Here is an 11,066-nt window from a genome sequence, read left to right as displayed (position 1 = left end):
AGCTTCTTTCCATTTTTTCAATTCAAAAAAAATATGAAAAACACAGCATTAAAATTGTACCTAACAATCGTTTGTTTATTCTCCAGCGTATTGATTTTTGCTGATCTGGGCGACGATTCGGACACCGGAGATCTCGAAGGTGGTGAACCAATGCCAATAAACGGAAAATTGGTTTTCTTGGCTTTGGTAGGCGTTCTTTTTGCAATCTATACTTTTAGAAAGAACAGAAAACTAGCTTAAAAAAATCAAACCGCAAAGGAGTAATTCTTTTTTAGATTTTTCAGTAAAAAATAAACCGCAAGGACGCAAAAGCACAACCCTTTGCGTTCTTTGCGGTTTTTTTCTTTGCGACTTTGCGGTAAAAGCCCTCAACAACACAAAACTTTGCGCACTTTGCGATTTTTTTCTTTGTGCCTTTGCGGTGAAAAAAACACCTAGGCTTTCAAAACAAACTAAATTTTTTTAGCGATGGATTACAATCAAGCAAGGATTTTAAGGTAATCCCCTGGCGAACAGCCTACTTCGTCTTTGAAGGTGCTTTGAAAAGAAGATCGGGACGAAAATCCAGCTTTGGATGCTACGGCATCTAATGTTAAGGTGTCTAGAAATCCTTGTTCGATTAGTTTTTTGGCATATTCAACCCGCAACTCGGCACGTATTTTTGTTAATTTAAGGTTCATTACGCTATTAAAACAATAATAAAGATGGTGCTTTGGGACATTCATTTCCCTAGAAAGTTCTTCCATTGAAAAATTGGGATTGAGATAAATTTCACTTTCTTTAATATAAACCAAAATCGATTGTGATAATTCGATAAATTTAGGTTCCATCTCTTGGTTTGCACTAGATTTTTGTTTTGTAAGCGTAATTTCTTCTGTTTTTGTTTCGTTTTGTCCCTTGTTTTTTAGTTCAATTGATTCTTCGGAAGCTACTTCTGGTTGCGTAGAATATTTTTTTTTATTTCTTTCAGCCTCTGGAATTCCATACAAAATCTCTGGAAAAAAGATTAAGCTTAGCGGAATTAACAACAAACCAAACCCAACAACATACATAGGTACTCCTGTATTTAATTTCGTAACATCGGGATTAGTTTCTCCCCAAAATAGATAAGTCATGTAGGTAAAAGTGATTACAGTAGCTGCAATAATAGTAACAAATGACCACAACCACTTTAATACGATACGACTCTGCTTTTTGGGGATGTAGTCGTTAGTATTCATTTTTGACGAAAAGCGATAGATCATAACCGCACAAGCTGTACAATAAATGCAAAGTAATATAGGTCGTGCTAGTGCATTGATAATGTTAGGATACAGTCCTACTGTTATGGTTTTTGCAGCCATAGTATCGTTTAACAATTTTTGAGCAAGGTCTAGTTTATGGTCAAAAGAAGTCAGTAAATACGGAGTAACACTAACTAGGTTTATGGCGGCTGGAATAAGATGAAACCAGTCTTTTTTTTGAGGTTTACTTTTGTCAAAAAGCGTTCCTTTTACATAAAAATAGAGAAAAGGACCTGCTAGATAGCAAATAGGGGCCGTGTTATTATATAAAACCGCCAGCCAAAACACGCTGTCACCGAGTAATAAAAAATAATGGATCAAGGCATAAATTGCAAATACAATAATAAATCCCGATAAATAAATAGAGTTGCGATTGATGTTCCAATTGTAGAAGCCTAAAAGGAGTGCAAAAAAAATACTAAATACCGATATAAAAGGATTCATTAAAATTATTTTGATTGTCAAAAGTAGGTAATGACACGTTTTTAATGGGAACAAAGATAGAGAACACAACCTAAAAATCTATTCTTTGAAGGCAACAAATCACTAAAAAATACTTTTGTTTGCCAGATTCGTCGATTTTGGACAATGTTGTGGTAGCAAAGTGCTATCCTTTAGGAATTTTTTGTTTTTTTTGTGAGATTAAAAAAAAGCATCTAGCAATAAAGTAAATCATTGTGTTAATTTAATTTTATAAACAAAAAAGCGAAAACAATGAGTAAAATCTACATAAGTAACAATCTAGAAGAAGATGTATATGTAATTGCCACAAAAAACACGGATTGGCTTTTAGCAGATATTGGTTTCGATACGGTATCACTAGCTGCTAGTCTTGCTACATTAAATGCACCCGTTGCTATTAATTCATTAAAGACTTTATGGACTGCATTTAGTTATATTAAAACCATCGGTACAGCCACTTATTTCCCAGCAGGATTAGCTGTAAAAATATTTGACCAACTTCGACCAAACGCAATCCAGATTCCCTCACACGAATTTAAAGATGTGACTAATGATACGGTATTGAAATACATATCATTAAGTGGTCTTTTCTCTGAATTTGGAGCTTCAAACAAAACATTATTTATCTACACCAAAAACTTTCAATTTAGCACCACATTCAACACAAATGATAACGATTCTTGGATTGTCATGGAACAAGGGGTTGTGAAAGCAAAATTTGGCACTTTGTGGCAACCAGAAGATAAAATTTATAATTTTAAATACGATAATATGGAAAATAAAGATCAAATTGACAAAGCAATTTCAGATTTAAAAAGAGTTAAGAATGATTATGATGGTCTTTTAAATAAGATAGAAAACGAGACGTTTTCTTTATCAGCTTGGATTGGCGATAATGTATTTAGACCAGACAATCCAGAGAGAAAGAAAACTGCAATAGAATCTATAAAAGGAAATGATGGTATTATAACAAATATTGACATTGTTATTAAGGAGTTAGATAAATTAAAAAATCTCTTGACTGGGGATATTCAACAAATTATAAACAACTATGAATCGTGGAAAACAGATGTTAATATTCAACTATTATCTTTAAGTTTAACTGTTCCAGCATTTCAGGATTCCCTCACGAAATTTAACACAGTAGATACAGTTGTTGGTATAGGAATAGGTATCTCGGTATTTGCAGCGCCTATTCTACCAATAGCATTAGCAATTTTTGGGATAATTGAAATAATTACTGCCATTTTTGCTGCTGAAGCAAGAAAAGATTTTTTTGAAAAAATAATGAATGAGACCAAAATTTCAAACGAAAAAATAAAGTCAATTCAACTGGAAATTAATTCTTCTATGGGGAAAATTAACACATTCTATAAAAATATTTTGACGACTTTTTATGCTGCAGGATTTCTTACCGAAGCAAAATATAAAGAATTTAAGGATATTGACACTAGCAAGGATAACGCTTATCATAAATTTACAGAGTTTATTATCGCTCAAAGAACCGAAATGAATAAATGGACTGCAGCTATTGAAATGATAGAAAAAAACGGAAAAAAAGCGAAGTCTAATAATAAAAAATTCGATTTAGATACCGCAGTAGAGTATGCTGTTGTCAATGTTGATTCGATAAAGTATTATAACGAAAATGAAAAAGAAGAAATATTAAAAGCAATGTACTTGTTGAAAGATGAATCAAAATCTGTTTCAGATATTAGTACTCAAACGGGTATTGAAAGTAAATACATAGTAGACGCAAGGGCTGTTAATATGTTATTGGATGGAAAAACACCAAGTGAGATCGCTAATATGTTGAACATAGAAGAAAAATTAGTTGAGGAACTTTCTAAAAAACACACGTCAATTATTGATTTAGTATCTAGAAAAATGTCTGCTTAATTTATAGGAAAATAGATTTAAAGCGGGATGATTTAATAAAAAAAACATAATAATTGAAGTAATAATTAAGTGACGAATATTTAGGAGTAATTAAACCGTTCATAGCATAACAATTCTTCAAATTGAAAACGTATCCAAACACACGTATGATTTAAACTCTTCTAATGATTTTGATATGTCTAACATAATAACAAGAACCGATATTGGGGTTTATCATGCAGGAACTACAGAGTATTTGCGATTGATACTATTATAAGGAGTAATAATGGTGTAATAATATTCTCGTCAGAATGCGATGTTAATCGTGTGTTAGTGCTTTTCGTTGTTACCATAGTGTTGAAAGAGGAAGCTAGAAGTAACTACCGTTGATTGGAAAAACTGGAAGCACGAGAATCGCTATAAAAAATCAAAAAGTACTAGCTTTAGAGCGTTATTTTGACTCGAATCCTTTTGGTTTCATTCAGCCTTATTTGGCACTAAATTATTGTATTTGTGTTTCAGGAGGAAATGACTAAATAGTATGTAAACAATCAGCATTTCAATTGGTTATAAATCGCTAGAAATATTATAAAAACAAACAACTATGAAAAAAATTACTATTGCTTTATTATTATTTTGTATTCAAAATACAATAGCGCAGTTTCAAAACAATGCCATCTTGTCCATTGGGGATACTGATTATGTCTATATATCGTCGTTTAACTATTCTTTTGGAGCAAGTGGACAAACCAAAACCACAAGAACTGCTTCGACTTACGGAAAATTAGTTTTTGGAGCAGCAGCCACTTGGAGCGGTGCGTCAAACAGTCATTTTGTAGATGGTTATGTTACTACAAAAGGGACAGCAGTCTTTGTTTTGCCCATAGGACAATCCAGCGTGTATGCACCAGTACAAGTTATTCCTACTACGACTGATGGTGTCGATGGAGCGTATTTTAGAACCAATCCAACCACTATTGGTGCTACACTTGATGCCACACTTGGAGGAATTTCTACCGTAGAATATTGGGATATAAAAGGAGCAGTTGCCGATGCTAAAATTTCGCTTTCATGGCGCAATTCTAGCGATGTAACTAACCTGACCCAGTACAAAGGGACTTCTATTTCGTCCTTGTCTAATTTATCAATCGTAGGTTACGATGGTGCCAAATGGGTTTTGATTCCTTCAACCATAGATGCAACTTCGTTTCTGGGTACAACAAGTAGCCTGACCGAAGGATCAATTACTACCGACGGAGTTGTCGATTTGAGTTTGTACACCTCCTTTTCATTGGGAGCAAAAGAAAGCTCTTGTAATTTGACCACCACTTGGAACGGAACATCATGGAGTCCTTTTTTGCCCACAGCCTCTCAAAAAGCGATTATTGCAGGCAATTATTCCGAAGCTATAAATATAAATGCCTGTAGTTTGGAAGTTCTAGGGACAGCCGTTGTAACGGTACCAACAGGATTTAACTTTACTATTTCTGGCAAAGTAGCGGTAGCACGAACAGCGAGTTTGACATTCGAGAACAATGCGAATCTGGTTCAAGTAGATGATGTTCCAAATCAAGGAAAAATCACATCTAAACGAAATAGTACCACGTTAATGCTTCTCGATTACACCTTATGGTCATCGCCAGTTGCAGGGCAGCAATTGTTAAGCTTTTCTCCCGCAACTTTGTCAAACCGTTTTTATATTTACAATCCAGCAACGAACTTATACAATGTAACAACACCTACAGCCAACTTCACAACAGGAACAGGTTATTTGATTAGGATGCCCAACAATCATCCGACAACGCCAACAGTTTGGAACGGAAGTTTTACAGGAATCCCAAACAACGGAACGGTATCACTTACGGTAGCCAATAACACGTATAACGGCATAGGCAATCCCTACCCATCGACTATCAGTGCCGATGCTTTTATTGATGCGAACAACCTTACCGATGCCTTGTACTTTTGGAGAAAAACCAATGGCACAACAGCATCCTATGCCACGTATACCAAAGCGGGCGGCACGGCCAATGCCGGTGGCTTAAGTAGTATTGTTCCCAACGGTACCATCCAAGTAGGGCAAGGATTTATAGCCAAATCAACCAGTACCACATTGATTTTTACCAATGCCATGCGAACGGCCAATAACACCGCTCCGTTCTTGAAAACCAAAGCCATAGAAAAAAGCAGAATCTGGTTGAATCTAGCCAAAGATACCGCTCCAGCAAACCAAATGATGGTCGCCTACATGACTGGTGCCACCGCAGGAATTGACGCAGGAATTGAAGGAAAATATTTCAACGATTCGCCTATCGCTTTGAACTCGATTATCAACAACGAAGAGTTTGTCATTCAAGGGAAAGGACTTCCGTTTGCCGATTCAGATGTGGTGCCACTCACTTTCAAAACGAACGCTGCTGGAAATTTCACTATTAGCATCGACCATGTAGAGGGACTATTCTCTGGCAATCAAGCCGTGTTCTTGAATGATAAAGAACTAGGGACATCGCAGGATTTGAAAAAAGGCGCCTACACATTTGCATCAGCAATAGGAACGTTTAACAATAGATTTGAATTGGTGTACAAAAGCAGTACCGCCTTGGGACTTGAGGAACAAGAATTCAGCAATTCGGTTCTCGTTTATAAACAAAATAGACTCATTCACATCAACGCTGGCAAAACAATTATGAAAACGGTACGAGTTTTTGATATGCAAGGGCGATTGATTTTCAAACAAGAAAAAGTGAATCAAAACACAACGATCTTAAAAGGTTTTACCGCCGCCGAGCAAACGATTTTGGTTCAAATTACCTCGGATGAAGATAAAATAGTAACCAAAAAAGTAATGTATTAAATAATCTAAAAAACGAAAGAAGCGAAAGAATCAAAAAGAATGGAACAGATTAATTTTCAACTTTTTAGAATTTTAGGCTTTTTTAAATCAAAACAATTTTTTAAATCAAACAAAACAATAGTATGAAAACAGCACAAAACAACCTCCAGAAAATCTTTATTTTATTTTCTTTTCTCTTTGCTCTCACGGCAAATGCACAATCAGTAGCCATCAATACCGATGGTAGTACCGCAGACCCATCGGCAATATTAGACTTAAAAAGCACGGATAAAGGATTGCTTATTCCTAGAATGACTATTGCGCAACGGGATGCTATTAGCACTCCAGCCACTGGATTGTTAGTTTATCAAACTGACGGCACAGCTGGTTTGTATTCCTACGACGGCAGTATCTGGAAAAGCTTGTCTAGTACAGGCGCAACCAACTCTACACTTTTGCCTAATTTTGCTATCGGACACAATGTAACTGCTTCATCAACTCCAATAACACTTTACATAAGTGCATTTACAACTTCAACAGCGACAAGTATATCGTCATCAACAAGTTTCTTTATTCCTGGGGATATTACTTTTACCATAAATTTTTACTCATATGATGACGAAGCATTTACTTATGAATTGTGGAATGTAGCACCAGTTTCAAACGCTACAAATTATACTACAACAGGAGCAGTGCTTGCAACGGCTAACACTTCAGCATACTCTAATGGTGCTCCCATTAACACATCATTTACTTATACAGCAGTAGCAGGACAATTGTTAACAATAAAAATATACAAAACTTTAGGGGGGGCAAACGCTACAACAGGAGGCATTTTTACAATGTTTTCAGCAAATTAGAGAACTCCTCTAATTACTCTCAAAGGGCTAAAAGAATGAATAAAAAATAGCGGTTTTACTTTTTTGAATAGCATAAAAAAATATTATTATCGAGAAAGCCGAAAATCGAAACAAAGAGTAGGTGATTGTAAATCAATTAAATATTAAAAAAATGGATGGTTATATTGGAGAAATTAAAATGTTTTCGGGAGATTTTGTTCCAAAAGGATGGATGTTGTGTAATGGTGAAGAATTAGCGATTACGAAATACGTTCCTCTATATTCAATTATCGGTAATGTTTATGGGGGTAATGGTAGTACTGTTTTTAATTTGCCTGATTTCTGTGGTAGGGTTGCAGTAGGTCTCGGTATAATTAGTGTGCCTGGGGATATTGGAAAATATAATCTTGGTGAAAAAAATGGAAATAATGAAACACGTCTTATGCCTTCAAATATACCTGAACTTAGGGGAGGATTTGTTGACGGAACTAAATTTTCTATACCTTGTGCCGCAGATGGCGGAGCATTTAATCCAATTGGCAAGGTGATTGGTGGTAATGGTGACGCTTCTATTTTTTCTGGAATCCCTACTGGTACGTTAGAACCATTTGATTTAAATAAGGCAATAAGTGGCGATCATCTTGTTGTTGTAAATAATAGAAATGGACATATAGAACCTTTAAGCATTATGCAACCTGGTTTGGTGATTTTTTACATAATATGTGTTAACGGATTATATCCTGACAGAGGAGAATAATAACAAAATTCTAATTTATAACTCACAACCTATGAAAAGCAACGATTTGAATCCCTTAACCAAGAAACACCAGGTGATTTCAATTTTGGCTGCATTGTCTAATTGCAATCAAAATGTTGTGAAAAATACCGAAAATGAATTACAAGATAATTTAAGCCTGCAAGTGGCTTCAGCCTTGCAAAACCCTATCATAAAAGCATACATTGGTGATTGGGATATTGTTTGGGGACCTTGTACTAAAAACAGCAGGCAAAGAGACAAAAACCTAAACATTATCCCCAATGCATTTATTACAGATAATGCTATGTTTGTTGCAAAAGGTCAGGATCCTGATGATGAAACCAAAACACTTTATGTGATTGCTGTTTCAGGCACTAATGGTGTTTCAAAATTTGGATGGCTTGATGAAGATTTTAAAGTCGAAACGAAACTTATGAAAAGTTGGGGAACTATTCCTGATGCAAAAATAGCAGGAGGTAGCCATGATGGATTAACAATTTTAAGGGATTTAAAAAACCATAAAAATCAAGATGTTATATCCTTCTTAAGCCAATTACCACTAGACCAAAATACCGAAGTAACCACTTGTGGACATAGTTTAGCTGGTGCTTTGTCGCCACTATTGGCACTTACTATAATCGAATGGAAAGAAAAAGAGAACAAAGCATTTTTAGTCTCGACCTATCCAAGTGCGGGTTCAAGCTCGGGTAACAAAGCTTTTGCAGCATATGCAGAAAGTAAATTTGGCAACAATTATCACTCGGTTATTAATAATTATGATATAGTTCCCCATGCTTGGAATTCCAAAACGTTCTTAAAAATTCCCAATATATACCATACGCCTGAATTTGGAAACCTAAAAATTTTAACCGCAACTCAAGCATACAAAACGGAGTTGGGTTTTTTATTTATAGATGTAACGCTCTTAAAAAATAGTCATTATACCCGTATTTTTGACGAAAAACCACAAGAATACAGATTTGATGGTAAGCCAAGCGAAAAAGCTACTAATACGTTTATTGAAGAAGCTGGATTTCAACATATTAATGCTTATAATTCCCCCAAAGCATTTTATTATGGGGACAATGATAGTGCCGTAGCCACAGCAGTAAATTCATATCTTAAACATTAATCACGAAAAGAGCAAAGAGTATTAATAACTGTAAATGCTTTTTTTGGACTCTTTACTATCTCCATATTTTATTTACCAAATTGATAATCATAAAAAACATAATAATATGAAAAACACAGCATTAAAATTGTATCTAACAATCGTTTGTTTATTCTCCAGCGTATTGATTTTTGCCGATCCGGGCGACGATTCGGATACCGGAGATCTCGAAGGTGGTGAGCCAATGCCAATAAACGGGAAATTGATTTTCTTGGCTTTGGTAGGAGTTGTTTTTGCAATCTATACCTTTAGAAAGAATAGAAAACTAGCTTAAAATAATTAAACCGCAAGGACGCAAAGGTGCAAAACTTTGTTGATTTTTGCAGTATAATAATAAACCGCAAGAACGCAAAAGCATAAAAATTTGCGCACTTTGCGGTTTTTTCTTTGCGCCTTTTGCGGTAAAACACTTACGCTTTCAAAATAAGCTAAAGTTTTTACAATCAAGTAAGGATTTTAAGGTATTCTCCAGGAGAACAACCTACTTCGTCTTTGAAGGTGCTTTGAAAAGAAGATCGGGACGAAAATCCAGCTTTGGATGCTACGGCATCTAATGTTAAGGTGTCTAGAGATCCTTGCTCGATTAGTTTTTTGGCATATTCAACCCGCAACTCGGCACGTATTTTTGTCAATTTAAGGTTCATTACGCTATTGAAACAATAATAAAGATGGTGCTTTGGGACATCCATTTCCCTAGAAAGTTCTTCCATTGAAAAATTGGGATTGAGATAAATTTCACTTTCTTTTATATAAACCAAAATAGATTGGGATAATTCAATGAATCGGGGTTCAATATCTTTTTCCGAAAGCACTTCTTTAGTAGTATCGATTGCTGGTGAGTTAATTTCCTTGGGTGCTGCTTGATTAAAAATGTTGTTTTTTATCTCTTTTTCGCCTGATTGAAAATCGTTGCTTTGATCTGGGTCAGTTTGGGGAATTCCATAGAGTAGCTCCGGGAAAACGAGTAAACTTACAGGAATCATCAATAAGCAAAATCCAAGAATAGCCATGGGAGTACTGGTTTTTATTCGGACAAGGTTTGGATTTGGGTCTTTCAAAAATAAATAAGTAAGCACCCCGTAACAAATCACTGTAGCTATGATGATTAAAATAAAGCCAAAGAGCCATAGTAGCATATTGCGGGTTTGCTTTTTGGGGATTCGATTGTTAGTTTTGGTTTTTGCCCAAAAGCGAAACAACATAACAAGTGCTAATACGACATAGAAGCAAAGTAACACAGGTCTTGCAATGATGTTTATAATATTAGGATAAAGCCCTACGGTTTCTGTCTTGGCAACCATGACGTCTTTGATGAGTCTATGTGCCAATGCAAGTTTATAGGCAAAGGGTGTGAATAGGTAGGGTGTGATGCTAACTATATTGATAAGCGCAGGGGTTAAATGGAGAAAATCTTTTCGGGAAAGTTTGCTTTTGTCAAAGAGCACTCCTCTCACATAAAAATAAAACAGGGGACCTACTAAATATCCAGTTGGGGCGGTATTGTTGTAAAAAATAGCCAATAAATACTCGTTTTTATTAATCAACAGCACATAGTGTATTAGGGAATAAAGCGCAAATAGTACTATGAATCCGGATAAAAAAATAGAGTTACGGTTGATGTTCCAGTTGTGGTATGCCAACAGTAGTGCCAAAAAGATAGTAAGAATAGAAATATAAGGGTGCATTAAAACGTTTTTGATTGTCAAAAGGAAGTAAAGACAAGTTTTTAATGGGAACAAATATAGGCAACACAACTTGAAAATCTATTTCTTGAAGCCCGATAAATCATTAAAAAACACTTTTGTTTGCCAGATTCGTCGAATTTGGACAATGTTGCAGTGCC

General features: G+C 35.3%; 9 protein-coding genes. 7 read left to right on the top strand and 2 right to left on the bottom strand.

The features are described from left to right. Positions 1 to 240, top strand: a 240-nt coding sequence (locus tag FNW21_RS12995; protein WP_221932062.1) for a hypothetical protein, incomplete at its 5' end; no start/stop codon positions are given. 239 nt (positions 241 to 479) lie between these two features. On the opposite strand, the gene FNW21_RS12990 is transcribed toward FNW21_RS12995, so the two are convergent. Further along, the gene (locus tag FNW21_RS12990) at positions 480 to 1,727 is read right to left on the bottom strand and encodes an AraC family transcriptional regulator (RefSeq protein ID WP_144257186.1); all 1,248 of its coding nucleotides are present in this window, start codon (positions 1,725 to 1,727) and stop codon (positions 480 to 482) included. 270 nt (positions 1,728 to 1,997) lie between these two features. On the opposite strand from FNW21_RS12990, the gene FNW21_RS12985 reads away from it, so the two are divergent. The 6 genes from FNW21_RS12985 (at position 1,998) to FNW21_RS12960 (ending at position 9,497) form a co-directional block, all read left to right on the top strand. Next, positions 1,998 to 3,644 (top strand): hypothetical protein, encoded by a 1,647-nt coding sequence (locus tag FNW21_RS12985; RefSeq protein ID WP_144257185.1) that lies wholly within the window; start codon positions 1,998 to 2,000, stop codon positions 3,642 to 3,644. A 583-nt stretch (positions 3,645 to 4,227) separates the two neighbouring features. Further along, a complete protein-coding gene (locus FNW21_RS12980; RefSeq protein ID WP_144257184.1) occupies positions 4,228 to 6,477 on the top strand; it encodes a T9SS sorting signal type C domain-containing protein in 2,250 nt (749 codons plus the stop codon). Positions 6,478 to 6,599: 122 nt separating this feature from the next. Continuing rightward, positions 6,600 to 7,316 (top strand): hypothetical protein, encoded by a 717-nt coding sequence (locus FNW21_RS12975; RefSeq protein ID WP_144257183.1) that lies wholly within the window; start codon positions 6,600 to 6,602, stop codon positions 7,314 to 7,316. A 151-nt stretch (positions 7,317 to 7,467) separates the two neighbouring features. Further along, a complete protein-coding gene (locus FNW21_RS12970; RefSeq protein WP_144257182.1) occupies positions 7,468 to 8,052 on the top strand; it encodes a phage tail protein in 585 nt (194 codons plus the stop codon). Positions 8,053 to 8,083: 31 nt separating this feature from the next. Then, entirely contained in the window at positions 8,084 to 9,184 is a 1,101-nt protein-coding gene (locus tag FNW21_RS12965) for a lipase family protein (RefSeq protein WP_144257181.1), read from the top strand. 106 nt (positions 9,185 to 9,290) lie between these two features. Beyond that, entirely contained in the window at positions 9,291 to 9,497 is a 207-nt protein-coding gene (locus FNW21_RS12960) for a hypothetical protein (RefSeq protein ID WP_144257180.1), read from the top strand. Between the two features lie 169 nt (positions 9,498 to 9,666). Here the strand turns inward: FNW21_RS12960 and FNW21_RS12955 are convergent, their stop codons facing one another. Continuing rightward, positions 9,667 to 10,908 carry a helix-turn-helix domain-containing protein gene (locus tag FNW21_RS12955; RefSeq protein ID WP_144257179.1) on the bottom strand — a complete coding sequence of 414 codons (1,242 nt, stop codon included), beginning with the start codon at positions 10,906 to 10,908 and terminating at the stop codon, positions 9,667 to 9,669. Between the last annotated feature and the right edge of the window lie 158 nt (positions 10,909 to 11,066).

The sequence above is a fragment of the Flavobacterium restrictum genome (assembly GCF_007097245.1).
Classification (GTDB): Bacteria; Bacteroidota; Bacteroidia; order Flavobacteriales; family Flavobacteriaceae; genus Flavobacterium; species Flavobacterium restrictum.
This window is presented reverse-complemented; position numbering and strand designations above follow the sequence as displayed.

Coding starts and splice junctions, on each gene's coding strand:
- FNW21_RS12990 (WP_144257186.1), bottom strand. CDS start 1,727: ATGAATCCTTTTATATCGGTATTTAGTATTTTTTTTGCACTCCTTTTA.
- FNW21_RS12985 (WP_144257185.1), top strand. CDS start 1,998: ATGAGTAAAATCTACATAAGTAACAATCTAGAAGAAGATGTATATGTA.
- FNW21_RS12980 (WP_144257184.1), top strand. CDS start 4,228: ATGAAAAAAATTACTATTGCTTTATTATTATTTTGTATTCAAAATACA.
- FNW21_RS12975 (WP_144257183.1), top strand. CDS start 6,600: ATGAAAACAGCACAAAACAACCTCCAGAAAATCTTTATTTTATTTTCT.
- FNW21_RS12970 (WP_144257182.1), top strand. CDS start 7,468: ATGGATGGTTATATTGGAGAAATTAAAATGTTTTCGGGAGATTTTGTT.
- FNW21_RS12965 (WP_144257181.1), top strand. CDS start 8,084: ATGAAAAGCAACGATTTGAATCCCTTAACCAAGAAACACCAGGTGATT.
- FNW21_RS12960 (WP_144257180.1), top strand. CDS start 9,291: ATGAAAAACACAGCATTAAAATTGTATCTAACAATCGTTTGTTTATTC.
- FNW21_RS12955 (WP_144257179.1), bottom strand. CDS start 10,908: ATGCACCCTTATATTTCTATTCTTACTATCTTTTTGGCACTACTGTTG.